Below are 24,116 nucleotides of genomic sequence, written 5' to 3' on the forward strand. Positions count from 1 at the left end.
TTCTCCGAATCCCATCAACCCAGATCGAGAATTGTTTCCAGCCTGTATTCACGCGCCAATCCGCGCAGCTTGTCCCAGGTCGCATCCTCGATCTCGATGCCATCGCGCAGCCGCTGCTGCTCGCGCAGGCCCTCGATCTCGCCGGGATAGAACACGCCCTTGCTGCCCTCGGACGGCGGCGTCGATTTCAGATAGCGCGCGAACTCCGCGACCTCGCGCTTGAACTCTTTCAGCGGGCGGAACGCGGCGACGTTGAACACCGCCATGAAGCATCCGTCATTGTGCCGGCCGGTCGGCTCGACGCCGAACCCGAGACCGGTGAGCAGGCCGCAGAGCACCTCGACCATTGTGGCCAGGCCGCTGCCCTTGTAGCCCTCGCTGCCGCCGAGCGGCAGCAGCGCGCCGCCCTTGCGATATTGGGTCGGGTCGGTGGTGTGGCGTCCGTCGGCATCGATGATCCATCCGGCCGGAATCTCCTCGCCGCGCGCGACCGCGAGCTGGATCTTGCCGGCCGCGACCGCCGAGGTCGCCATGTCCAGATAGAAGGGGGCCTCGAGATCGGACGGCACCGCGATCGAGATCGGGTTGGTCCCGAGCCGCGCCTCCTTGCCGCCGAACGGCGCGACGTGCTTCGGCGAGCGGCCGGAATCCGCCGTCGCAATCCCGATCATGCCCTCGCGCATCGCCATCAGCGGATAGGCGGCGAGCCGGCCGACATGGCTTTGCCGGAATACGGTGCAGGCAGCCACGTTCGCCGTCTTCGCCTTTTCGATCGTCAGCGCCATCGCCTTGGCGTTGACGTGGAAGCCGAAACCCCATTGGCCGTCGATCACGGTCGTGGTCGGGGATTCCTGCACGATGGTCCATTTGGCGCCGGGAACGATATGTCCGGCCTTGATGCGATCGATATAGACGGGAACCGCGATGATGCCGTGGGAGTCGTGGCCGGCGAGATTGGCGTTGACGCAGCCGACGGCGACCGCGTCGGCTTCTTCCTCGGAGGCCCCCGCAGCCCCGAGCAGCGCCGCGCCAATGCGCGTCAGGCGTTCGGCGTTGACGATCGGCATGGCGCTTCCTCAGGTCTCGCCCTTGGCGGGCTATCGTTCGTTGGAGGCCATCGTCTCAAAGCACAGGTGCGATATCAATCTCCCGTAAACCAATACAGGGCTGCAAATTCGTAAAGGGAGCGCGTCTTCGGCCGAAACCGCCATCCGGTATAGCGGGATTTCCGACAGTTTCGCGACAGCTGTTCGCAGCTGGTTCACTTTGATTGACGGTTTGCGGGGGCCAATAACCACCACTTAGGCGATCGGCTTCATAAAGCTACCCGGGAGAAATGGCAGAAATGCCGGGGAGTTGAGATCGTGCAGACGACCCTCGCGCGCACATTTGCAGCGTTGAGCGCCATCAACGAAGCTATCCTCTACGCGAAGTCTCCGGACGAGCTGTACCAGAAGGTCTGCGACGGCGGGTTTTCGAGTGGGGACTTCATGGCTGTCGCCGTGTTCCTGGCGGAGCCGGATGGCCAGCGGCTGCGATTTGCGGCCGGCTGCGGCGACGACATGGCGCGGCTGCGTGCGATCAAGATCACCACGGAGGCCGGCACGCCGGAGGGATCGGGCGTCGGCGGCGAAGCCTTTCGCAGCCAGAGGATCTGCATCAGCAACGATTCTCAACGATCCGCGCTCGCTCGCGTGGCGCGAAGGCGCGGTTGGGGCCGGTGTCGGTGCAGCCGCGGCGCTTCCCCTGATCTGTGGCGGTCGCAGCATCGGGGTGTTGTTTGTGACGCGCTCGGGGGCAGGCACGCTCGACGAGGCGATGGTCTCGCTGTTCGAGCGGATGTCGAGCAATATCTCACATGCGCTGGAGAATTTCGCGCGCGAGACAGCGCGCCTGGATGGCGAGCGGGCAGTGCGGCGGCTCAACCGCATGTTTGGCGCCCTCACTGCGACGAACGAGGCAATCCTGCACGCCAGCACCGACCAGGATCTATATCAGCGGGTCTGCGACGCTGCTGTGTATAGCGGCAAATCGCTTGCGACTTTCGTCCTGCTGCGCGAGCCGGGTTCCGAATGGCTGACCCCGGTGGCAGCGACCGGACAAAATCTGGATCTGATCAAACACTCGCGCTATTCGATCGATGCTGAGAGCCCCTATGGCAAGGGCATCTCCGGTGAGGTGTTCCGGAGCCAGAAGGCGATTGTCGAGGACGACCTCGTCAATCGTACCAAGGGGACGACCTGGGAGCAGACCAACGTCAATGCCGGCGCCGTCGCCTGCGTGGCAGCTCCGTTAATCAAGCGCGGCACCAGCATCGGCGTGCTGTTTTTCTTCGTGAGCAAAGCCTGGGCAAAGGACGAGGGCATTGTCGCACTGTTGCTGCGCATGACCGAAACCGTATGCTTTGCGCTCGAGAACTTTGACCGCGACAAGGAGAAGGCCCAGATCGCCCTGGAGGAGGAACGGCTGGCGCGCATGTACGCGGCGCTAAGCGCGACCAACGAGGCCATTCTGCGGGCAAGGTCCCGCAGCGAATTGTTTGATCTGGTTTGCGAAGCCACGGTGCAGGGCGCGAAGTTCGCCTCGACCTCGATCGCGCTGCTCGACCGCGACACGGGACTGCTTCGCATTGTCGCATCCTTCGGACCGAACGCCGCTGAGGTACGAACCTTCAGATTGCCGGTCAGCGACAAGGTGCTGGAGGGTCGTGGGCTGACCGGCACTGCGTTCCGGACGCGGCAGCCCTGCATCAGCAACGACGTTCTGGCCGACGTCCGCCTGAAGCCCTGGCACGCCAGCGCGCGTCGCAACGGCATCGCGTCGTCGACCGCCCTGCCGCTGTTCAACGGCGACCGGGTCGAAGGCGTATTCCTGTTCAACTCGCGGGAGCGCGGCACTTTCACGGACGAATTCGTCGAGCTGTTGCGCAAGCTCCAGGCCAACGTCGCCTTCGCGCTGGAGAATTTTGATCGGGCCGATGAAAAAGCGCGGGCTGATAAGCAGCGGGACCGTCTGAGTGGCATGTTCGAGGCGCTGAGCGCCACCAATGAAGCCATCATGCGTGCCAAGACGCGCGAGGAGCTGTTCGAGGTCGCGTGCCAGGCCGCCGTGCTCGGCGGGGTGTTCGCCTCCGCGACGATCGGGATTTTGGACGACAAACGTGAACTCGTCCGGGTGCTCGCCGTGAAGGGACGCCTGCAGGAACGAATGGTGGGGCGCACCTGCCTTGTTTCCGCCGACCATCCGGAGGGCCAGGGAATCATAGGGATGTCGCTGCGGACCCGCCGGGCCAGTGTCATCAATGATTATCAGAACGATCCGCGGTCGGTGCACTGGCACTCCAAGGCGATCGAGGATGGAACCCGGGCTGCTGCCAGCTTCCCACTGCTGCGGGCCGGCCACGAGCCGATTGGCATCCTGCTTTTTCTCGCACCGGAAGAGAATACGTTCACACCCGATCTGGTCGAACTGCTCGGACGCCTGGCTGAAAACGTCTCTTTCGCCCTCGACAATTTCGATCGTGCCGAGGAGAAGGCCCGCACCGAGGTGCAGAAGGAACGCCTGACGCGAATGTTTGCGTCGCTGAGCGCCACCAACGAGGCGATCATGCGGGCGAAGTCGCGCGCCGAGCTGTTCGAGCTCGTCTGCCTTGCAGCCTCGAATGGCGGAAAATTCACCTCGACCGCCATCGCGCTCGTCAGGGCAGATAGCGACCAGCTGGAAATCGTCGCCGACGCCGGGCCTGCGTCCGGCACCACGCGCACCGTCCGCCTCTCCATCGACCCCGATCGCCCGGAAGGTCGCGGAATGAGCGGCACGGCGTTCCGCACGCGCCAGCCTTGCATCAGCAACGATTATCTCAACGACGATCGCGTTCGCGCCTTCCATGCCATCGTACGGGGCGACGGGGCGCGCTCGGGCGCGGCATTCCCGCTGGTCGCGCACGACCAGGCGGTTGGCGTCATGATCTACCTGTCGGCGGAGCCTGTCGCCTTTACCGACGAGTTCGTCGAACTGCTGCAGCGTCTCGCCGAAAACGTTTCCTTCGCGATGGAGAATTTCGATCGCGCCGAGGAGAAGAACAAGGCTGACGAACGGATCGAGTATCTCGCCTCCTATGACAGCCTGACCAACCTGCCCAACCGCGAGACCTTCAATTCCGTGTTGCGCGCGGCAATCGATGCGGCGGAGCGCCATGACCATCGTTTCGCGGTGCTGTTCATCGATCTCGACCGGTTCAAGGTCATCAACGATCTGCTCGGCCACGAGGCGGGCGATTTGCTCCTGCTCGAAATCGCCGACCGATTGCGCGGCGCTCTGCGGGCAAGCGACGTGGTGGCGCGACTCGGCGGCGACGAGTTCGTGGTGATCCTGGACCAGTGCGGCGCGATCGACGACGTCCAGCGCATCGCGACGGAACTGCTCAACGTGCTCGCGAAGCCGATGGAGCTGGCCGGCCATGAGTGCCATACCACCGCCTCGATCGGCATTGCGATGTATCCGGCCAACGGTGCCGACGCGCTGACGCTGACCAAGAACGCCGACATGGCGATGTATCTCGCCAAGGAGGACGGCAAGAACGGCTATCGCTTCTTCTCCAAGGAAGTGAAGACGCAGTCGATCGAGCGGCTCTCGCTCGAAAGTGCGCTGCGTCGAGCGCTTGAGCGCGGGCAGTTTTCGCTGAACTACCAGCCCAAGGTGGACATGGTAACCGGCCAGATCACCGGCGTGGAAGCGCTATTGCGCTGGGCGCATCCCGATCTCGGCAATATCTCGCCGGCACAGTTCATCCCCCTCGCCGAGGAAACCGGACTGATCGTGCCGATCGGCCGCTGGGTGCTGAAGGAGGCCTGCGCGCAGGCCATGGCCTGGCAGCGACGCGGCCTGTTGCCGGTATCGATGGCGGTGAACCTGTCGCCGCGCCAGTTCGTCGACGAGCATCTGTTGCAGGATATCGACGAGGCTCTCGCGGCGAGCGGCATGTCGCCGGTGCTGCTCCAGCTCGAAGTCACCGAGAGCATGATGATGCGCAATGTCGGACGTGCGATCAAGGTGCTCGACGCCATCCAAAACCGCGGTATTCGCCTGGCAATCGACGATTTCGGTACCGGCTATTCGTCGATGTCGCTGATGAAGCATTTCCCGATCGACACCATCAAGATCGACCGCTCCTTCGTGCGCGACCTGCCGCAGGACGCGGAGGATCAGGCGATCGCACAGGCGATCATCAGCATGGGCAAGGCGCTCGGCATGACCGTGGTCGCGGAAGGCGTCGAGAACGCCGAGCAAGAGGCGTTCCTGCGTACCCATGGCTGCGACGAGATGCAGGGTTTCCTGATCTCCCAGCCCGTGCCGGCGCGGCAGATGGCCGCGCTGCTGCGGCCGATGGTGCCGCCCGAAGCGCCGCCGTTGCAGCCGGAGACGGATCCCGCATTAAAGGAAGCCGTGCTGTCACGGCTGAAACGTGCTGTCGTCTGACGGCTGCGGGTGCAATTCGCGGACGTCGTGTTTCTGGACCTCCGCTTTGCGAGGAAAATCATCCGGCCAGGACGGCGACGTCTGCTCGGCGAAAAGCGCGAGAAGAACATGCGCAGCTTCGGCATAGGTCGAGCCGTCGCCCAGGCCGAGCTCACGACACCAGGCGTGTCGCATCGGCTCGTGCGCGTCGAACACCGCCATCGCCGGGCCCCACCACCAGGCCGGTGCCGCCGAGCGTTCGTCCTCCGGCACGGCGTGCCAGACAACGAGTTCGTCCATGACGCGCTCGAATTGCAGGCTTGCGGCCTGATGCATTCGTTCTCCCAGAGTCGCGCCTGAAAGCAGGTCGATGCGCGAACTCGATTGTGGTCTTCGCTGTGAAAAAATGGCTCGCTAGAGGTTGAGCCAGACGTGCCGCTTCCATCGGCGGCCAGACAAGGAACGCGCGGCGACCGGGAAAGTTGCCACGCCGACTGTCACAGTCTCTTTAGCAGCACGCGGTCCCGATCGGCAAGGCGCTATTCGGGAGTCTAATGCGGCCTTCGCGGATGTGCCTTCTGGTGCCAGGCCCAGGCGGTGCGGATCACGGTGGCCAGGTCGGAATGGCGCGGCACGAACTTCAGCACCTTTCGCGCGGCGGAGGGGTCGGCGACGAGATAGGTCGGATCGCCGGCGCGACGTGGCTTGATGGTATGCGGCACCTCGCGTCCGGTCTCCTGCCGGATGGCTGTCAGGATCTCGCGCACCGAAAAACCGGTGCCGGTGCCGAGATTGAAGCTGCCGCCGGCTTGTCCCTGTTCCAACAGCTTCAGCGCGGCGATATGCGCCGCGGCGAGGTCGGTGACGTGGATATAGTCGCGGATCGCGGTGCCGTCGGGCGTGTCGTAGTCGTCGCCGAACACGGCGAAATCGACATGGCCCTGCAGCGCCATCATGGCGCGCGGAATGAGATGCGTTTCGTTGTCACGCAGCTCGCCGATGCCGCCGGCCGGATCGGCACCGCTGGCGTTGAAATAGCGCAGGCAGAACGCGCCGAAGCCATAGGCCGTGCGGTAATCGGCGAGCATGCGCTCGATCATCCACTTCGATGCGCCGTAGGGGTTGATCGGTGCGCAGGGAAAATCCTCCGGCAGTTCCTTGGAATCGGCGTTGCCATAGACCGCGCCGGTCGAGGAGAACACGATCCGGTGGCATCCGGCGTTGCGCATCGCCTGCAACAGCGACAAGGTGCCCTGCACATTGTTGACGTAATATTTCTGCGGGTCGATCATGGACTCGCCGACGAGGCTTGCGGCCGCGAAATGCATCACCGCCGTGACCTTGTGGTCCGCGAATGCGCGCGCCAGCGCCGCGCCGTCGAGCAGATCGCCTGTCACAAGCTCTCCGGCAACGAAGCTGCGATGACCTGTCGACAGATTGTCATAGACGATGGGCCGGTAGCCGGCAGCGGCCAGGGCGCGGCAGGCATGCGAGCCAATATAGCCCGCGCCTCCTGTGACGAGGACGGTCGGCTGATCGGTCATGTCGATTTCTACTCTTCTCAGCGATTGAAGGGCTTGTTGCGGCGGAAGAGAAGATAGATCGCGCGGGGGTTGGTGGTCAAATAGCGCCAAAACAGGCGGCGCGGCTCGAGCCAGGTGCGCCAGGCCCATTCCAGCGCCATTTTCTGCATCCATCGCGGCGCGCGCGATCGGCTGCCCGACAAAAAATTGAACAGACCGCCGGATGTTTTGATGACGCCGACATTGGTCAGAAGCGGCGTGAATTCCTCGACGAACGCCTGCTCGGAAGGAACACCGAGCGCAACCCAGAGATAGTCTGGCGCCAGCGCATTGATCTCTTCCACTTTGGCGCGGAGCGCGTCGCCACGTAGATAGCCGTGGCTGAATCCGACGATCTTGAGTTTCGGATACAGGTTCTGGATTTTCCTGACAGCCGCCGCGTTCTCTTCCTCGCTGGCACCGAGCATGTAGAAGCTGCGGCCGGCGGCTTCTGCCTTGCGCGCCACAATATGGAACAAGTCCGTGGTCGCGACGCGTTCCGGCAGCGGAAACCAGGATTGCAGTTTCGAGGCCGCCACCAGCGGCTGGCCGTCGGCGTTGATCAGATCGGCGGCGCGGAACAGGCGCTCGGTCTGCGGCTCGGTCGCGCAGCGTGCCAGCACCTCGCCATTGGCGGACGTCAGGAACAGCGGCCGGCTGATGCGATGACGCGGGTCGGTGGCCTCGATCATGAAATCAGCGGTAGCTTCGAGGTCGAGCGCCGCCATGCGAAGTCCGCCGACGGTGATCCGTGGCACCTCGGCGGTCGCGGCCCGTCCTTCAAGATTGACGCGGCGCTCAAGCATATTGTTTGCCTCGCTGGCGCGTTTGGGCTGCGGGGGTGGAGTTCGTCGAGCATCACGCCGACGAGTTTGCGTTCGGCGTCGCCGAGCGCGGCCAGGATCTCTTCCATGCTTTCGTTGATATCGAGGTTGGTCGGCAGCACGGCGACCAAAGCATCGGCGTTGTCGAGCAGCTTGCGGCCGGCGGCCGAGAACGGCATCGCCGGGCCGTCGAGGATGACGAGATCATAGCCGGCGGCCGAGCGCGCCTGCGCGATCGCCTTGCGGATCGTGTCCGTCACCTTGGCGGCGTCGCCCTCGGCAGCCGGCAACACTGTGATGCCGTTGACGGTTCCGATCTCGCGCGCGAGATTGCTGCCGATGGAGAGCCAGCCGAGCTTGTTCGGCTCGGTCTTGCCGGTGCGGTTGACCTTGTTCGAGAGCATGTGGGCCTGAGGGTCGGCGTCGATCATCAGCACGCGGCTGCCGTCGCGCGCGGCCGCGAGCGCGAAATTCAGCGCGGTCACGCTGCGCCCGACGGTCTCGCCGGCGCCGACGAGAGCAATCACCGGCATCGCCTTGCCGGCGCGCCGTGTTACTGCGGCGCGCATGTCGCGCAAGGCGTTGAGCAGCGTGGTCAGCGGAAATCCGGGGCGCAGCGTCGGCCAGCCCAGCCGGGTGAGATCGACGCTGCCACCGGTGGCGAGAATGGCGCCGAGCGTGCGGATGACGTCGGCTTCCTGGAGCCGGGCGATCACCGGCTTTTCGACCAGCGAAAGCGGCGGTGGAGGCGACGCGGCGATCGCCGGATCCTTCGAAGTCACGGGCTCCGGCGCGCGCTCACGACGCCTCGGCTGGGGCGCGCCCGCGAACAAATGCTCGGCCGCGACGAACCAGCAGGCGGCGGCAAGCCCACCGAAGATGAAACCAATCATGGCGAACAGGCTCATCGCCGGTGGGAACGAGCGCCGCTGCGGCACCGTGGCCTCGCCGATAATTCGGGCGGCCGAGGTGTTGAGTGTCTCCTGCTCCTCGGTCTCGCGCGAGCGCTTGAGGAAGGATTGATAGACATCGCGGCTCGCATCGGCCTCGCGCTCGAGCTCGCGAAGGCGCACCGCGGCCTGGCTGAGCTGGACGCTCTGCCGCTTCTGCGCTTCCAGCGCCCGGTTGAGCGAGGCTTCGTAGTCGCGGGCGCGCGTCAGGTCGTTCTTGGCGGACTGGGCGAAGCGGTCGATCTCCTCGCTGATGTTGCGCTTGAGATCCTCGACCTGCTTCTCGGTCTGGCGCAGCGCCGGATGGCGCGGTCCGAGCTCGGCGGTCTGCTCCGCATATTTCTTGCGGGCGTCGGCATATTGCGCGCGCAGGTTTGCGATCGTCGGCGATTGCAGCGCTTCGGGGATCGCGCCTGCATCCGCCGCCGTGCGCTTGTTCGCCTCGATCTGGTCCAGCCGCGCCTGCGCATCCATCGTCGCCGCGCGGGCCGCGGAAAGCCGCTGGTTGCTGGAAGAGAGCTGCTGGTCGCTGATCAGCGCGTCCTGGGTGCCGACGAAATTGTTCTGGGCCTTGTAGGTGGCAAGTGCGGTCTCGGCGTTGCGCAGCCGTTCGCGCAGCTCCTTCAGCCGGCCGGACAGTTCGCTGGTGGCGCGCCGGGCAGCCAGAGCCTGCGAGTTGCGGGACTCGGTGAGGTAGGTATTGGTCAGCGTATTGGCGAGCATCGCTGCTTTCGCCGGATCAGTCGACCAGACCTCGATATCGACGATGAAACTCTTATCGGTCTTGCGGATCGTGATGTGCTTGTTCAGCGCGTCGAGCGCCGCGAGCTGCACGTCCCGACTCTCAGCGGGGGAGGGCGCGCGGGGCTGGAGTCCGAGCAGGCCGAGCAGCGACGACATCGCGCTCTTGCTGTCGCCTCCGCCACCGAATTCGGGATCCCTGTCGAGATTCTGCCTGCTCGATGACCCGCAACAGCACGCTGTTGGAGGTGATCAGGCGCGCCTGACTCTCCACCACCATGGACATGCCGGAGACGTCCTGCGCGCGCGGCGTGAGTTCGCGGTCGACGAGCTGGAGCTCGCGCGGATCGACATAGAGCTGGGACGTCGCGGTGTAGCGGGAGGTCAAGCCCTTGCCGACGGTGACGGCAAGGCACGCGCCGATCAGGGCCGCGGAGGCAATCGCGATCTTGCGCCGCCAGAGCAGGCTGACGAGCTCCAGCACGTTGAAGCCGGCCTCGGACCCCCGCTGCGGGGCCTCCGACCTGCTCCGGTCTATTGGCTGGTTGTAGTCAAGCATGATCCCCAGCTTCCATTCCAGCTGCCGCGGGCTGAGGGGTCACTCTTCGCTCTACGCCACACACCCGGGATATAGGTGTCCAATCAACGCAACAGGGAAAATTAACCATACTCATTGAGGGACTATTCACCGAAATGGCAAACAAAGCGTTTAAGCGCACGGCGCCATTTGCCGCGTCATTGTGACGGTTCCGATGCGCAGATCCCTCGCTGATTAACGGTTCGTTACCACGCTTGCCGCCTGGCACGCGCCCGTCCGCCTTCGCAGCTGGACGGCAAAGCTGCTCGGACCATGGCTGCGCACGCATGGCCGTTAGTGTTTTCGCAGGATGACGTGATAGTCGCCGCGGCGGACGTCGGTGCCGCGCGGAAGCACCGCGTTCAGCACGGCGGCGCCAGCGTCGACGAGGGCGGCGAACAGCGGCTTGCGCTGGCGCATCTCGGGATAGCGCGGGCTTTCGACCTCGCGGCGGTAGATGGTCTCGAGACCGTTGGCGGCCGCAAATGCCTCGAGCCGCGACAGCGTCACCAGGGGATGGAAGAAGGTCGGGAACGGCGCCTCGCCGGGCAGGCCGGCGGTCTTGATGCCGCGGATGTGCCGGTAGAACCAGACATGGAACCAGTGCGGCGAGTATTTGGTGACGACGCCGGACAGCGAGCGCGGATTGGGCGCGCCGATCAGGATCATCCCGCCGCGCTTGAGCGCGTCGCGGAAGTTCAGCAGCGCCGCCTCGACGTCGGGCAAGTGCTCGATGACGTTGTAGCAGATCACGACGTCGAAGGTGTCCGGACCAAAGCGATAGGTCTGCACGTCGCCGAGGATCGCCTCCTGTGCGTAAACGTTGTTGCGGATCTGGTCCTGGTCGATGTCGACGACGGTGACGTGGCTGCGGCTGAGCACGTCGACGGGCAGGAAGCTGGAGGAGCCGCCGCCGGCTTCGTAGGTGGCAACGGGGCCTTGCGGCAACTCGCGGCGCAAGACGTCGTGAATGGCAAGCAGGCTGTCGCGGGCTTCGCCGGGGACAAGCTCGAGCAGCCCCCGGTCTGCACCGGAGTCTGGGTAGCTGTCGCGAAATCGATCGTGGCTGACTTGTTCATGTCTTTTGACCGCGCTTGTTCGACTCAAATTTACAGGCAAGATCCCACATGCCCGAAGAGCAAATCTGATGCCGCATCGTGTCACCGGTCGCGGTGCTTACGGTCGGGTTAATGTGCCCTCGCGTTAACTACGGCATCGTCCGTGTCGCACCTCGCGGGCGCTTTGGACTGCGAATTGCAGTATCACACTTGAAGAAATTCGCCGGGAAAACACGCAAAAGCAGTTAAGCGCATCATGGGACCTCTGCATCGTCGGGAGACAAGCTGTGTGGCGCGGTTTCGCGACTAAAGCCCGCCACCCATTTCGGGACGGATCTGTCCCGCGGCGCTGTGCCGTCGCGAGACGGCGCCGGTGCATGCGATCGGCGCAAATCCCTTTCTGGTGCAAGGCCTTTTTCAACTTATCTCAGGCATCTAAGTCGCCATGACGCTGATCCCGATCGATTTGTCCGCCAGCCGGATCTCGGATGCCGTGCGCGATCCCAACCGGGAGATCGCCGCGAGCTCGCGCGTCATTGATCTCTCGGTCGGCATCGTCGTCTGCATTCCCTGCTTCCGCCGCCCCGACCATCTGCGGCTGACGCTGGATTCGCTGGTCGGTCAGCGGACTCCGCGCTCTTTCGCCGTGGTCATGGTCGAGAACGATGCGGCAGGGCGCGCGAGTGCGCCGGTCGCTGCCGAATATCTCGCCGCCGGCAAACTCCAGGGGATCTGTCTGGTCGAGAAGCGGCAGGGCAATTGTCAGGCGATCAACGCCGCGTTCGAGACGGCGCAGGCGCTGTTTCCCGCCGCGACCCGCTTCCTGATGATCGACGACGACGAGATCGCTTCGCTCGACTGGCTCGAGCTGATGGTCCGTACCGCGGAGGCGACCGGTGCCGACGTGGTCGGCGGACCGGTGCTGCCAGTGTTCGACGACGACAGCCAACCCTGGCTCGCGCATCATCCCGCGTTCTGTCCCGCTTACGATTACACCGGCGCGGTGCCGCAGATCTACGGCTGCGGCAATTGCCTGATCACGCGCGCCGCGTTCGAGCGGCTCGGCAGTCCGGCTTTCGATTTGCGCTTCAATCTCCTCGGTGGCGGCGATTGCGATTTCTTCTATCGCGGCCGCAATGCCGGCTTGACCTTCCACTGGACGGCGGAAGCCGTTATCACCGAGACGGTGCCGCAGAACCGCACCAGCCTCGGCTGGATCGCCAAACGGAGCCTCCGCATCGGGGTGATCAACTATCGTGCGCAGTCCAAAGCCGCGCAGGGCGCGGGCGCGCGGGCGCGGGTGTTTGCGCAGACCCTGGGACGGCTGCCGCTGTCGCTGGTACGCTCGGCTCGCCTGCTGACGTCATCGAAAGCGATCGTCGCGATGCACCCGATGCTGGTGGCCGTCGGCTCTGCACTCGCGGCATTCGGTTACGATCCGAAGCCCTATGAGGCCTCGAAGATCGTTTCCTGACGCGTCAGCCGCTAGATTCCGAAATAAGCCAGAACGATCTTGATCGCGGATCGTGGTATCGCCCTCGGCGATCGCCGACCGATCATGCCGAGATAGGCGAGGGCGTCGCGATACCGGCCGAAGCGGACCGCCTGTGTCGCCGAATAGGTCACGAGATGAATCTCGGCCGCCTGCCGCAGCCGCGATGCGGCATTCGCGGGCAGCCTGGACAGGATCAGCTCATCGCTGAAGACGCGCGCGACCGCCGGAACGAAATCCTGCGGCGTCCGCATGGCGGCGTTCATGGTGTTGGCCGTGTGCAGCCGATAATCGAGCAGAAGCTTGGGCACGAACGCGAATTCACCGAGCGCCGCGAGGCGGCACCAGCAATGCCAGTCCTCGCAATATCGCAGCGAGACGTCGAAGCCGCCGGTCGTTCGGAAGGCGTCGGCGCGCACGAGCATGATTCCGCCATTGACAATGAAATTGCCGCCGGCGAGCCGCGCCAGCACGTTGCCAGAGGGCTTGCGGCGCCCCTTCAGGAGGCCGCGGCGGCCGATCGGGCGGCCCGCGCTGTCGATCGTGTTGTAGTCGCCGTAGGCCACCACCGCGCGCGGCGCGGCCTTCGCCGTCACCAGCAATATCGCAACCGCATTGGGTCGCAGCCGGTCATCGGCATCGAGGAACATCAACCAGTCCCCGCGCGCGCCTCGTGCGCCGAGATTTCGCGCAGCCGACACGCCGCGGGCATCGTTCATGATCAGGCACAGCCGTGGATCGCGGACGGCCTGGACGATCGCCACGGTGTCATCGGTCGAGCCGTCATCGACGACGATCACCTCGCAGACATCGGTTTGCGCCAGCGCGCTTGCGATGGTTTCGCCGATATAGGCCGCGGCATTCTTCGTGGGAATGACGACGGACACCACAGGCGGGATCGCGCGCACTCGCCGCCGCGGGCGCGGCGGCGGATGCATCGAGCATGGCGTCAGTGAGGGTCAAGCGATGGCTCGTCGTGTTTAAGGATCTGTTAACCAGGCTGTCGGCAATCGCAGTCTGGGCTGGCGCGGATGATACCCGCATAACGATCAAATCGTTGTCGCGAAGGCCGTCGCGTCGTCGGTTTCGTCAATTAGCGTTAAACCTGTGGCGCTATGTCTGTCGCAGCCTTTTCAGAGGTGCGACAGCCGGTCTCGTGCGAGAATGCAGCTGTTGATGCCGCGGATGGACCCAGTGCCCGCAAAGACATTCGACTACGATCCCGACGCCATGATCCTCAACCTGTTCTACGAGGACAAGGACGATCGCTGGTTTCCCGGCGATCGTCATCTGCGTCGCATGGCGCGCAAGATGCTGTTCGGCGAGCCGCGGATGAGCGGGCAGCTGCGCGTGTTCTTCAATCTCTGTGCGGGGCTCGACCGGCTCGGCATCCGCTATCGCGTCAACGATTACGGCTACATCGCGCAGCACCCGGAGGAAGTCGCCTGCATCCTCGGCCGCGCTTTCCTGCTCGACAAGTTTGCATGGAAGAACCCGATCCTGCTTGGCGTTTGTGCCTATAACCATCCGTTCGACGATCCCGACCTGTTCAAGCGGCTTCCAGTCCGGAAATTCCTGGTGCCCGGTCCGTGGTATGCCGAGATGTACCGGGCCCATTGGCCTGAGACGGAAGCCTGGCCCGTCGGCATCGACACTGATTTGTGGGCGCCCTCCCGCCCGGGCGAGAAAAACGTCGACGTCCTGCTCTACGACAAGGTCAGCTGGGACCGGGAGCGTTACGTGCCTGAGCTGGTCGAGCCGGTCCGCGCGCGCCTCACCAGGGAAGGCCGTTCGTTCACCGAGCTGCGTTACGGCAGCTACCAGGAGGAAGACTATCAGGCCGCGCTGCGACACGCCCGCGCGATGATTTTCCTGTGCCAGAACGAGAGCCAGGGCATCGCCTATCAGCAGGCGCTGTCCTGCGGTGTGCCGGTGCTTGCCTGGGATCCCGGTGGTCCATGGCCGGATCCCGATTATTATCCGCACCGGGTGCGGTTCGAGCCGGTGTCGTCGGTACCCTATTGGGATGATCGCTGCGGGCTCAAATTCACGGACCGCCCCCGGCTTCGAGCACCGCTGGACCGATTTCTGGGCCGGCTGCACCATGGGCAAATTCGATCCGCGCGGCTACATCCTCGACAATCTCACGCTGGAGCAGCGCGCGCTGCAATACTACGAGATCGCGCGCAGCGTCGCGCGGCAGAGCCGGGTTCCTGCCGTTTCCGCCGTGCTGGTTGACGGATGGTTAACGGGGATGGGCTAGACCTCCGAGGTCCCGCATCGTCCCACCCGGCCTTGAGGCATGGATCGCAGCGTCGCAGACATGACTGACGTCGAGGCCCGCTCGGTCGGCCATGCGCTGCGCGACGAACTGGCGAGGCTCAACGTCGTGAGCGCGGCGCGCTGTCTTGTTGCAGTCGCTGCCCTGCTTTTGGTCCTGATAACGCTCGATCCGTTTCCAGACTTGCGCAACCCCGACGTCGCCACCGTCGTTGGCGGACGATTGGCGACGACCTACATCTCGTTCGGATTGCTCGCCGTGGTCGCGGTGCTGCTCACCTTCACCACCGACGCGGCCTCGCTCAGAAGCCTGGTCACGCCCCTGCATCTCTGCCTGCTCGGCTGGATGCTGATCGATCTCGCATTTTCCGAGAACCGCGAGGTCTCGACCCAGCGCTTCGTGCTCGCCGCCAGCGCAACCACGCTCGCGGTCCTGCTGCCGCTGCTGCCCCCGACGCAGCGGAGCTTCACTCTGTGTCTCGGCGGCGCCGCGCTGGTGCTGCTGATCGTGTGCTATCTCGGCGTTCTCTTTGCCCCGCAATATTCGATGCACAGCGGGCTCGACATCAGCGAGCCGCAGCTTGCCGGCGACTGGCGCGGCAGTTTTGGCCACAAGAACACCGCCTCGCCGGTCATGAGCATCCTGGTCTATGTCGGCATTTACCTGTCGGCCGTGGGCTCCTTCGTCATGGGGCCTGCTATCGCACTGCTTGCCGGCATCTTCCTGGTCTTCACCGGCGGCAAGACGTCGTCGGTTCTGTGTCTTGCCATCTATGCCCTGGCATCGCTGGTCTACGTCACCCGGAGCCTGTGGCTGAAGCGGATCATCTGCTTTGGGCCGCTGATCGTGATGAACCTGCTGACGGTTGGCAGTGTCATGAGCCCGGTGCTCGGCAGCATCACGCGAGCGCTGCCGGTCGATCCCACTTTCACCGGCCGTTCCGAGGTCTGGGAGTTTGCGCTCGCTGCCGTTGCGGAAAAGCCGATCACCGGTCACGGCTACACGGCCTTCTGGGACGGCGTGACGGAGCGGCAGACCACCCAGGGATCGGAATGGGCGGTGACCGCGGCCCACAGCCACAACAGCTGGCTCGACGTCGCCGTCAACATCGGCCTGCCGGGCCTGCTGCTGGTCGTCCTCATCTTCGTGGTCGGGCCGCTGCGCAATTTCCAGCAGGTCCAGGCCCACAACCGCAGCAACGCGCTGGGCAAGCTGTTTCTGACCATCTGGCTGTTTGGCCTGTATTTCGGGACGACCGAGACCTTCCTGCTCGAGCGGCAGAATCCGGTTTGGTTCATGTTCGCGCTTGCGGTCGCCGGATTGCATTTCCTGGCCAGATTCCAATGCGTCGCGCCAATGGAACCCGCTCGCTGACAACTCGTCGCAGCGGTCCGTTTCATATGGACACAGAGCAGGACGTCACGCTCCGTACGGCGGTATCGGCTTAACGATAAGCAGCGACGTAACTTGTGGTCTGCGGCAAAACATAATCTATCTGGACACGTTCAGTAACCGTATGCCCCCCAAATGGCGTTTCTCAGCGTCGAGCAATTAGACGGTCAGGTATCCAGCACGTCGGGAATCTCAGTCGATTTCTTGCGCGACTGGCGGCCGGCCGCATTGCGCCTGAACGCTGGACATCGCACCGCGTTCCAGCATGGTTACTGGTTAGGTGCCTGGTACGAGGCCTTTCACGGCGCGGCGCCGCTGATCGCAGTCATCACCGACACGGCGACCGGCAGGGACATCGCGATGGTGCCGATGTTCAGCCATATCAGACGCGGCATCCGCGTCGTCGAGTTTGCCGATCTCGGCGTCTCCGACAACAACGCTCCGATCCTGGCCTGCGACGCCAGCTTCGATGCGGCCGGCGCAGAGGCGGTCAGCGCGGCGCTGGTCGATGGTTTGCGCGCCTTGCCCGATCGCTTCGACCTGCTTCGCTTCAAGAAGATGCCGGCCTATGTCGGCGCCAAACCGAATCCGCTGGTGTCGCTCGGCCGGTTCGGCTCATGCTCGCTCAACGGCAACCTCGTGCTGACCGGCGACGACTACGCAGATTATCAGGCGTCGATCAAGCGCATGCAGATGCCGCGCTGCTGGCGCGTGTTCAGCCGTCATGCCGGCGCCCGGTTCGAAATCGCGACGGATATTGCCCGCGCGCACGAGTTGCTCGACGTGATGGACGTGCAGCAGCAGGAGCGTATGCAGCTGCTGGGCTCGCCATTCGTCCTCAATAACGAGGTCCACGCCCGCTTCTACCGCGATGTCGCGCGGCAGGGCATTGCGGAAGGCTATGCGGTGGTTTCGGCGCTCGCCTGCGACGAGGGCATTGTCGCGACCACGTTCGGCGTCCGATACGGCGCAACTTATTTCCTGCTGCGGATCGGCCATGCCGGCAAGGCCTGGGCGAATTGCTCGCCGGGCCTGCTGGTGACCGAGCGCACCATGGCAGCGCTGCATGCCCAGGGCGTGCGGCGCTTCGATCTCAGCATCGGCAATCACGATTACAAGCGCCGGTTCGGCGCTGAGCAGGTCCCGCTGACCGATGTCAGCATCGCGCTGTCCTGGCGCGGTCTGCCTTTGTCCTGCGCGACCATGCCGCGCAGGGCCTGCGCCGGCATCCAAAGCTTGCAGCGTTGGTCGCGCGGGCCATGGCGAAGAGACGCTGAATCGCGCAGCGCCCCTGGTTGCAACGGTCACTCGAATATCGCAATCGTTGTGCTATCGTTGTCTCCAAAGCCTGGAGGCGACATGGACGATCGTTCGAACAAATATCGCGCGTTCTATGCGCAATTGATCTGCGCTGCCGCCAAAGCCCCCGATCCCCGCATCGAGCAGGCGTTTCGCAACGTCAGGCGCGAGCCCTTTGCCGGACCCGGGCCGTGGTCGATCTCGCTCGGCGGGCATCCTTATGTCGTGACGCCCGATGATGATCCCGCCTTCCTCTATCAGAATACGCTTCTGGCGCTGGATCCGGCGCGTGGCGTCAATATCGGCATGCCCGCCGCGCACGCCTACTGGCTCGGCGGCTGTGGTGTGAAGGAAGGTGAGACCGTGCTCCAGATCGGCGCGGGCACCGGTTACTACACCGCTATTCTCGCCGAGCTCGTCGGTCCCAATGGCCGCGTCTATGCCTATGAGATCGATGAGCGCCTGGCGGCACTCGCGCGCGAGAATTTGAAAGACATCACTGCAGTCGAGCTGCGCGAGCGCTCGGGCATTGCCTCCGATCTGCCAAGGGCTGATGTGATCTACGTCTGTGCGGGCGCGGCGCAGCCCGCCATGGAATGGCTCGAGGCGTTGCGGCCCGGCGGGCGACTGGTGTTTCCGTTGGCCCCGGAGGGCGTGCTCGGCGGCATGCTGATGGTCACGCGCCCCGATCAGGGCCTGGCCTGGCCCGCCAAATTCTTAGGGCGAGCCCAGTTCATCGGTTGCGCGGGACTGCAGGATGCGGATGCCGGCCGGCGCTTGGCCGAGGCGTTCGCAAGAGGATGGGAGCGCGTGCAGTCGTTGCGGAGACGGGACACGCCCGACTACACCTGCTGGTTTGCCGGCGACGGCTGGTGGCTTTCGACTGCGCCTGCATTTGCACCGGCAATCGATATTCCGCCGCATGCGGACATCACGCAGGCCTGACGCCTCATGATCCCGTGCACCCGGCGCAGTGAAACCGGCCGCGGGAGGCGCGGAACAGGCTGCGGCAATACCAGCGCCGTGTCAGCGCCTGCACCGGCCTGCGGATCATCTGCGCCAGAAAGAGAATTTCGAAAGCCATTCGCGTCGCTCCTGCGACGATAGATAGGGCGACAATTCCCGAACGAGAATGCCGCCCTGATCGCATCGGCCATGCTGTCGTTTGCGAGACTTGATAGTGAACCTCAACCGTGCAGCTTCTTGGCGGTTTCCGCGATCGCGCGTCCCTGGTAGCGCGCGCCGGCGAGCTCGTTGGCGCTGGGCTGGCGGCTGCCGTCGCCACCGGTGATCGTGGTGGCGCCGTAGGGTGCGCCGCCGGTGACTTCGTCGAGCTTCATCTGGCCGGCAAAGCCGTAGTTCATGCCGACGATCACCATGCCGAAATGCAGCAAGTTGGTGATGATCGAGAACAGTGTCGTCTCCTGTCCGCCATGCTGGGTTGCGGTCGCCGTGAAGGCGCCGCCGACCTTGCCATGCAGTGCGCCCTTGGCCCAGAGCCCGCCGGCCTGATCCAGAAAGTTCGCCATCTGCGAGGTCATGCGGCCGAAACGGGTGCCGGTGCCGACGATGATCGCGTCGTAATTGGCGAGGTCCTCGACCTTGGCGACGGGAGCTGCCTGGTCGACCTTGTAATACGAAGCCTTGGCGACCTCGGCGGGCACCAGCTCGGGCACGCGCTTGATGTCGACAGTGGCGCCGGCTTCGCGCGCGCCTTCGGCGACCGCGTTCGCCATCGCTTCGATATGGCCGTAGGCAGAGTAATAGAGAACGAGAACTTTGGTCATGGTGGTCTCCGTTGGGATTGAAGGTGACTGTTTGATTGGCAGGAGTGGTGCGCTCAGGCCGCGTCGACGAGCACGAGCTCGGAATCTTCCAGGGCCGTGATCTTCAGGCTGGCCTCGCCACGAATTGCGGCGCCGTCCCGCGCGTTGACGCGCACGCCGTTGATCTCGACGGCACCTGCCGCCGGCACCAGATAAAGGTGTCGCGACCTCTCGGGCTCGTACTCCGCGGTCTCACCCGCCTTCAGCGTGGTCGCCAGCACCCGGGCATCGGCACGGATCGGCAGCGCGTCCTTGTCGTTCGCGTCGCCGCTCGCGATGGTGACGAGCTTGCCCGAGCGGTTTGCCTTGGGGAACGGCTTCGAGCCCCAGGTTGGTTGGCCACCGCGCAGCGTCGGCTCGATCCAGATCTGGAAGATGCGCGCCTTGGTCGGCTCGAGATTGTACTCGGAGTGGCGGATGCCGCTGCCGGCGCTCATCACCTGCACGTCGCCAGCCTCGGTGCGTCCCTCATTGCCGAGGTTGTCCTGATGGGTGATCGCGCCCTCGCGCACATAGGTGATGATTTCCATGTTGGCGTGGGGATGGGCGGGAAAGCCGGTGTTTGGCGCGATCTCGTCGTCGTTCCACACCCGCAAGGCGCCGTGACCCATGTTGTCCGGGTCATAGTGGCTCGCGAAGGAGAAATGATGCTTGGCCTTGAGCCAGCCGTGATCGGCGCCGCCGAGCTTGTTGAAAGGTCTGAGTTCGATCATCTGCATAATCCTTTGCTTGAGCTTGACGCCTCAGGCGCCAAAGCCGCCGTCGACCCTTGGATAAGTCTCTGTCTGTGGTATAGAAATAGAAACTGTCGAAACATATTGTTTCATTAAACATCCCAATTGGGCGGCGGCCATGGCAAAACTTCCGGACTTCGAGGCGCTCGCGATCTTCGCAAAAGTCGTGGAATTACGGTCGTTTGCGGCGGCCGCGGCCGAACTCATGATGTCCAAGGCAACCGTGTCCAAGGCCGTGACCAGGCTGGAGGAGCGGCTCGGCGCGCGGCTGTTCAACCGCACCTCGCGACGGCTCGCGCTCACCGACGCCGGGCACAAGCTTGCGGAGCGCGCGACCCGCCTTCTGAGCGACGGCGAGGCGGCGGAGAACGAGGCGCTGGCGCAATCGGTGGCGCCGCGCGGGCTGGTGCGGCTCGCGGTGCCCATGACGTTTGGGGTCAAGGCCGTAGCGCCGTTGCTGCCGGAGTTTTTCGAAACCTATCCGGAAGTCTCGGTCGACCTGCACCTGAGCGATGCGACCATCGACTTGATCGGCGAAGGTTTCGATATGGCGGTGCGGATCGCGCGGCTGCCGGATTCTTCGCTGATCGCGCGGCGTCTCTTCACCATGCCGCGCTTCACGGTGGCCGCGCCGTCATACCTCAAGCGCCACGGCCGGCCGACGCATCCGATGCATCTCGCCGAGCACAAATGCTTCAGCTACGCCTATCTCTCCACGCCCAATGTCTGGCACTACACCAATGCGGCCGGCGAGCAGGCCAGCGTGCGCCCGGGTGGCCAGCTTCGCGCCAACAATGGCGAGGCCGTGATGCCGGCGTTGCTCGCCGGCCTCGGCATCGCCGAGCTTCCCGAATTCATCGTCGGCGATGCCATTTCATCCGGTGAGGTCGAGGTGCTCCTGAAGGACTGGAAGCAGGCCGAAGGCGCCGTACATCTGGTGACGCCACCCGGCGGCCCAAGGCCAGCGCGCGTGGAAGCACTCGGCGATTTTCTCGCGGCGAAACTTCCAGGCACCTGCAAGCGGCGGGTGCGCGGCAAGGCGAAGACGTCGTAAACCGGGCGGCTTCAACCCCCTCGTCATTGCGAGCGTAGCGAAGCAATCCAGAATCCCTCTGCGGAGGCACCCTGGATTGCTTCGGTGCGCTCGCAATGACGGATTCGGTTACATCACCTTCACCCCGTCGCGCGCGACAACACGCAGGTTCGGCTTCAGCGTCTCGTCCAGCCGCGACTTCCATTCCTGGACACGCGGATCGGTCGAGCGCGCCGCGCAGACGGCGTATTGATGGACCGATTGCGCCAGGGCGCGTCGCGCTTCCGGCGTGCGCGTCATTTCGGGTTTTGAAAGCCGCAGGACGATCGCCGCGAGATTCACCAGCATCTCGTCCAGGGCGACGTCAATGGTTGCAAGTTTTCCCATGGCACCCCTCCTGGCAGGGCAACGGTGGCTGGGAGCATGCGTTCCTGGCCGGGCCGAACATGGTTAATGCTTGGTAAAAATCTTGTTCTTGCCGGTCGCTGCGCTAGGCTGGGAGCGAAACAAGAAAAGATCGGGGAGGGACCTGCCATGGATCGACGCGACGTCCTGCGCGCCGCTGCCACGCTGCCGTTGTTGCGCGCCGCGCTGCCTGACAAAGCCTTGGCGCAAACTTATCCCACCCGCAACATCACCATGATCGTGCCATTCCCGGCCGGGGGCCAGGCTGATCTCGCGGCACGCCCCGTGGCGCAGGCGCTGGAGCGCATCCTCGGCAAGTCCGTCATCGTCGACAACCGCGCCGGCGGGGCCGGCGGATCGGTCGGCAATGCCGCCGCAGCGCGCGCCGAGCCGGACGGCCATACGCTGCTGATGACGCTGTCCTCGCTGGCGGTGCTCCCCGAGGCCGACCGGTTGTTCGAGCGTCCCGTCGCCTATGAGGTCTCCCAGTTCATGCCGATCGCGCGCGTGCTGGCCGACCCCACGCTGCTCGCGGTGCCGGCCTCCGCGCCATGGCAGACGGCGCAGGATTTCGTCGAGGATGCGAAGCAGCGACCCGGCCAGATCACCTATGGCTCGTCCGGCCCTTACGGCACGCTGCATGTGGCGATGGAGATGTTCGCCAACAGCGCCGGCATCAAGCTGTTGCACGTGCCCTTTCGCGGCGCTGGTCCCGCGCTGACCGCGCTGCTCGGCGGCACCGTGCAGGCGATCGCGGCGGCACCGGGCACGCTGAAGCCGCAGGTCGACGACGGCAAGCTGCGCGTGCTCGGCAATTGCGGCGCACAGCGCATCGCGAGCTTCCCTGACGTGCCGACCTTCCGGGAACTCGGCTACAAAGATGTCGAGATGTACATCTGGGCCGGGCTGTTTGCGCAGAGTGCGCTTCCTGCGCCGATCGCAACGCGGCTGCGGCAAGCGATGGCGCAGGTGATGACGAGCCCGGACGTGCTCAGGACGTTTGAAGCCTCGGGCAGTCTCGTTGCCTATCAGGATGCGCCGGCATTTTCCGAGTTCGTCGCAGTCGACAGCGCGCGGCTGATCGCGGCGGTCAAGAAGATCGGCAAGGTCGAATAGGTTCCAGTTTCGCTTTCACATTTTTTTGTTGGTCCAGAACCATCCCGCGCCTCATTGATTGGGGAGATTTTGACTGAACGGGAAGGATCGGACATGCGAACAGAGCGGATTGCGCTGGGCCTGGCGCTTGCGATCGGCGGTATCGTCGCGCAGGAGGCTGCGTCCGCCGAAGACTATCGGGGGACGATGGAACAGCAGATGGCTTGCACCCCGGATGTCTGGCGCCTGTGCAGCAGCCAGATTCCAGACGTCAACCGCATCGTCGCCTGCTTGCAGCAGAACACGACCCAGCTCTCGAGCGGATGTCGTGCGGTGTTCCAGTCCAACAACCAGGTGCAGCCGCAGCAACCGGTCCCGCGCAATCGCGCCGCGCCGCCGCGCTACAACGCTGCACCGCCGCCTCCGCCCGCGCAACCGCGTCCCTTTGACGACGACGATTAGCGGTGCCCTAGCCACATGCCAAGCAGCGGCAGGCGCGACGATGCGGTCGTGCCGCTCGTTCAACGCTCTCGCTTGCGGTCCGATTCAGGTCGACGTCCCAGCACCGTCCGCAAGGCGACACCGAAGAGAATAACTGCGACCGGCCAATGGAACCAGATCTTATGGCTCGTGAAAAGATTGATCACGATCAGGAAGGCCGACACCGTAAGGGCTGCTGCCACCGGGCGGGGCAGCTTCGCTAGTCCATCCGACACGATTTGCGTCCAGGAGGACGGCTCGTGGCTGTCGCCAGTTCGCGAAGCACGAGATGCCCCTCGCGGAGCGGGGCTTTCCCCGATCGGGACGCTCCCTTGCGCGGCAGTCTGTCCGCCCAAGGTCAGCCGATAGCTGGTCAGGGGAGCAATGTTCTTCAGGGGGCGCTGACCGAGACAGTCGAACCCAACGGATAATTTGTTGTGCACCTGATCGTAGACCGAGCTCGAGATCACAACGCCGCCGGGTTCGGCGAGTTCTTGCAGGCGCGACGCGATATTGACCCCGTCGCCATAGATGTCGGAGCCGTCCACCATCACATCGCCGAGGTTGATTCCGATGCGAAACCGCATCGGGTTCGCCTGAGGCGCGTCAGAATCCTGATGGGCGATTTCCTGCTGAATCTCGACCGAGCATTGCACGGCCTCGACGACGCTGGCGAACTCGGCGATCACGGCATCGCCCCAGGTATTCACGATGCGGCCGTCGTGACGCTCGACCAATCGCGCAATGGCGGTGCGGTAGCGGCGCAGCGTCTCCAGCGTTCCGGTCTCGTCTGCTTCCATCAGACGAGAATAGCCGTACACGTCAGCGCACAGGACTGTGGTCAGTCGTCGTTTCACTTTATCGTCGGTCATGGTTGCTATGCTAGCCTCCCTGACCGGCAAATGCATCA

Annotated in this window: 16 protein-coding genes and 5 pseudogenes; 9 read left to right on the forward strand and 12 right to left on the reverse strand. The window is 64.3% G+C overall.

Annotated features, from left to right (window positions below; all coding sequences use genetic code 11):
• Positions 1-14: 14 nt before the first annotated feature.
• Positions 15-1,067: an Ldh family oxidoreductase gene (locus AB8Z38_RS27930; protein ID WP_369720902.1), complete on the reverse strand. Its 1,053-nt coding sequence runs from the start codon at positions 1,065-1,067 to the stop codon at positions 15-17.
• 297 nt (positions 1,068-1,364) lie between these two features.
• On the opposite strand from AB8Z38_RS27930, the pseudogene AB8Z38_RS27935 reads away from it, so the two are divergent.
• A pseudogene (locus AB8Z38_RS27935) lies at positions 1,365-5,478 on the forward strand (GAF domain-containing protein).
• Here AB8Z38_RS27935 and AB8Z38_RS27940 read toward each other — a convergent pair.
• The 5 genes and pseudogenes from AB8Z38_RS27940 to AB8Z38_RS27960 form a co-directional block, all read right to left on the reverse strand.
• Complete coding sequence (locus tag AB8Z38_RS27940) at positions 5,452-5,793, reverse strand: hypothetical protein (protein WP_369720903.1); 342 nt, start codon at positions 5,791-5,793, stop codon at positions 5,452-5,454. The pseudogene AB8Z38_RS27935 and the gene AB8Z38_RS27940 sit on opposite strands and share 27 nt — an antisense overlap.
• Positions 5,794-6,008: 215 nt before the next feature.
• Complete coding sequence (galE, locus tag AB8Z38_RS27945; protein ID WP_369720904.1) at positions 6,009-7,001, reverse strand: UDP-glucose 4-epimerase GalE; 993 nt, start codon at positions 6,999-7,001, stop codon at positions 6,009-6,011.
• Positions 7,002-7,018: 17 nt separating this feature from the next.
• Entirely contained in the window at positions 7,019-7,825 is an 807-nt protein-coding gene (locus AB8Z38_RS27950) for a WecB/TagA/CpsF family glycosyltransferase (RefSeq protein ID WP_369720905.1), read from the reverse strand.
• Positions 7,818-10,093, reverse strand: a pseudogene (locus AB8Z38_RS27955) (exopolysaccharide transport family protein). The gene AB8Z38_RS27950 and the pseudogene AB8Z38_RS27955 overlap by 8 nt, the downstream one beginning before the upstream one ends.
• Before the next feature lie 312 nt (positions 10,094-10,405).
• Positions 10,406-11,190, reverse strand: a pseudogene (locus AB8Z38_RS27960) (class I SAM-dependent methyltransferase).
• A gap of 424 nt (positions 11,191-11,614) precedes the next feature.
• On the opposite strand from AB8Z38_RS27960, the gene AB8Z38_RS27965 reads away from it, so the two are divergent.
• Positions 11,615-12,643 (forward strand): glycosyltransferase family 2 protein, encoded by a 1,029-nt coding sequence (locus AB8Z38_RS27965; RefSeq protein ID WP_369720906.1) that lies wholly within the window; start codon positions 11,615-11,617, stop codon positions 12,641-12,643.
• Positions 12,644-12,654: 11 nt separating this feature from the next.
• Here the strand turns inward: AB8Z38_RS27965 and AB8Z38_RS27970 are convergent, their stop codons facing one another.
• A complete protein-coding gene (locus AB8Z38_RS27970) occupies positions 12,655-13,599 on the reverse strand; it encodes a glycosyltransferase (RefSeq protein ID WP_369720907.1) in 945 nt (314 codons plus the stop codon).
• Positions 13,600-13,855: 256 nt separating this feature from the next.
• Here AB8Z38_RS27970 and AB8Z38_RS27975 point away from each other — a divergent pair.
• From AB8Z38_RS27975 to AB8Z38_RS27990, 4 genes and pseudogenes are all read left to right on the forward strand, one after another.
• Positions 13,856-14,924: pseudogene (locus tag AB8Z38_RS27975) on the forward strand (glycosyltransferase).
• A 39-nt stretch (positions 14,925-14,963) separates the two neighbouring features.
• Positions 14,964-16,316, forward strand: coding sequence for an O-antigen ligase family protein (locus AB8Z38_RS27980; protein ID WP_369720908.1), 1,353 nt, complete (start codon positions 14,964-14,966; stop codon positions 16,314-16,316).
• Positions 16,317-16,469: 153 nt separating this feature from the next.
• A pseudogene (locus AB8Z38_RS27985) lies at positions 16,470-17,611 on the forward strand (GNAT family N-acetyltransferase).
• Positions 17,612-17,693: 82 nt separating this feature from the next.
• Positions 17,694-18,578, forward strand: a complete 885-nt coding sequence (locus tag AB8Z38_RS27990; protein WP_369720909.1) for a protein-L-isoaspartate O-methyltransferase — start codon at positions 17,694-17,696, stop codon at positions 18,576-18,578.
• 4 nt (positions 18,579-18,582) lie between these two features.
• Here the strand turns inward: AB8Z38_RS27990 and AB8Z38_RS27995 are convergent, their stop codons facing one another.
• The 3 genes from AB8Z38_RS27995 to AB8Z38_RS28005 form a co-directional block, all read right to left on the reverse strand.
• A complete protein-coding gene (locus AB8Z38_RS27995) occupies positions 18,583-18,717 on the reverse strand; it encodes a hypothetical protein (protein ID WP_369720910.1) in 135 nt (44 codons plus the stop codon).
• A gap of 103 nt (positions 18,718-18,820) precedes the next feature.
• Complete coding sequence (gene wrbA / locus AB8Z38_RS28000) at positions 18,821-19,420, reverse strand: NAD(P)H:quinone oxidoreductase (protein ID WP_369720911.1); 600 nt, start codon at positions 19,418-19,420, stop codon at positions 18,821-18,823.
• 53 nt (positions 19,421-19,473) lie between these two features.
• Complete coding sequence (locus AB8Z38_RS28005) at positions 19,474-20,172, reverse strand: pirin family protein (protein ID WP_369720912.1); 699 nt, start codon at positions 20,170-20,172, stop codon at positions 19,474-19,476.
• A gap of 139 nt (positions 20,173-20,311) precedes the next feature.
• On the opposite strand from AB8Z38_RS28005, the gene AB8Z38_RS28010 reads away from it, so the two are divergent.
• Entirely contained in the window at positions 20,312-21,247 is a 936-nt protein-coding gene (locus AB8Z38_RS28010; protein WP_369720913.1) for a LysR family transcriptional regulator, read from the forward strand.
• Between the two features lie 108 nt (positions 21,248-21,355).
• Here the strand turns inward: AB8Z38_RS28010 and AB8Z38_RS28015 are convergent, their stop codons facing one another.
• Positions 21,356-21,613 (reverse strand): hypothetical protein, encoded by a 258-nt coding sequence (locus AB8Z38_RS28015; RefSeq protein ID WP_369720914.1) that lies wholly within the window; start codon positions 21,611-21,613, stop codon positions 21,356-21,358.
• A gap of 147 nt (positions 21,614-21,760) precedes the next feature.
• On the opposite strand from AB8Z38_RS28015, the gene AB8Z38_RS28020 reads away from it, so the two are divergent.
• Positions 21,761-22,747: a tripartite tricarboxylate transporter substrate binding protein gene (locus AB8Z38_RS28020; protein ID WP_369720916.1), complete on the forward strand. Its 987-nt coding sequence runs from the start codon at positions 21,761-21,763 to the stop codon at positions 22,745-22,747.
• 93 nt (positions 22,748-22,840) lie between these two features.
• Positions 22,841-23,188, forward strand: coding sequence for a hypothetical protein (locus AB8Z38_RS28025; protein WP_369720917.1), 348 nt, complete (start codon positions 22,841-22,843; stop codon positions 23,186-23,188).
• Positions 23,189-23,247: 59 nt separating this feature from the next.
• Here the strand turns inward: AB8Z38_RS28025 and AB8Z38_RS28030 are convergent, their stop codons facing one another.
• Positions 23,248-24,078 carry an adenylate/guanylate cyclase domain-containing protein gene (locus AB8Z38_RS28030; protein ID WP_369720918.1) on the reverse strand — a complete coding sequence of 277 codons (831 nt, stop codon included), beginning with the start codon at positions 24,076-24,078 and terminating at the stop codon, positions 23,248-23,250.
• Between the last annotated feature and the right edge of the window lie 38 nt (positions 24,079-24,116).

The organism is Bradyrhizobium sp. LLZ17, from assembly GCF_041200145.1.
GTDB lineage: Bacteria > Pseudomonadota > Alphaproteobacteria > Rhizobiales > Xanthobacteraceae > Bradyrhizobium.

What these genes read in the sequence shown, in the direction of transcription:
- AB8Z38_RS27970 (WP_369720907.1), bottom strand. Translation starts at nt 13,599, where the DNA reads ATGCATCCGCCGCCGCGCCCGCGGCGGCGAGTGCGCGCGATCCCGCCT.
- AB8Z38_RS28010 (WP_369720913.1), top strand. Translation starts at nt 20,312, where the DNA reads ATGGCAAAACTTCCGGACTTCGAGGCGCTCGCGATCTTCGCAAAAGTC.
- AB8Z38_RS27940 (WP_369720903.1), bottom strand. Translation starts at nt 5,793, where the DNA reads ATGCATCAGGCCGCAAGCCTGCAATTCGAGCGCGTCATGGACGAACTC.
- AB8Z38_RS28030 (WP_369720918.1), bottom strand. Translation starts at nt 24,078, where the DNA reads ATGACCGACGATAAAGTGAAACGACGACTGACCACAGTCCTGTGCGCT.
- wrbA (WP_369720911.1), bottom strand. Translation starts at nt 19,420, where the DNA reads ATGACCAAAGTTCTCGTTCTCTATTACTCTGCCTACGGCCATATCGAA.
- AB8Z38_RS27950 (WP_369720905.1), bottom strand. Translation starts at nt 7,825, where the DNA reads ATGCTTGAGCGCCGCGTCAATCTTGAAGGACGGGCCGCGACCGCCGAG.
- AB8Z38_RS27990 (WP_369720909.1), top strand. Translation starts at nt 17,694, where the DNA reads ATGGACGATCGTTCGAACAAATATCGCGCGTTCTATGCGCAATTGATC.
- AB8Z38_RS28005 (WP_369720912.1), bottom strand. Translation starts at nt 20,172, where the DNA reads ATGATCGAACTCAGACCTTTCAACAAGCTCGGCGGCGCCGATCACGGC.
- galE (WP_369720904.1), bottom strand. Translation starts at nt 7,001, where the DNA reads ATGACCGATCAGCCGACCGTCCTCGTCACAGGAGGCGCGGGCTATATT.
- AB8Z38_RS28020 (WP_369720916.1), top strand. Translation starts at nt 21,761, where the DNA reads ATGGATCGACGCGACGTCCTGCGCGCCGCTGCCACGCTGCCGTTGTTG.
- AB8Z38_RS28015 (WP_369720914.1), bottom strand. Translation starts at nt 21,613, where the DNA reads ATGGGAAAACTTGCAACCATTGACGTCGCCCTGGACGAGATGCTGGTG.
- AB8Z38_RS27965 (WP_369720906.1), top strand. Translation starts at nt 11,615, where the DNA reads ATGACGCTGATCCCGATCGATTTGTCCGCCAGCCGGATCTCGGATGCC.
- AB8Z38_RS27995 (WP_369720910.1), bottom strand. Translation starts at nt 18,717, where the DNA reads ATGGCTTTCGAAATTCTCTTTCTGGCGCAGATGATCCGCAGGCCGGTG.
- AB8Z38_RS27980 (WP_369720908.1), top strand. Translation starts at nt 14,964, where the DNA reads ATGGATCGCAGCGTCGCAGACATGACTGACGTCGAGGCCCGCTCGGTC.
- AB8Z38_RS28025 (WP_369720917.1), top strand. Translation starts at nt 22,841, where the DNA reads ATGCGAACAGAGCGGATTGCGCTGGGCCTGGCGCTTGCGATCGGCGGT.
- AB8Z38_RS27930 (WP_369720902.1), bottom strand. Translation starts at nt 1,067, where the DNA reads ATGCCGATCGTCAACGCCGAACGCCTGACGCGCATTGGCGCGGCGCTG.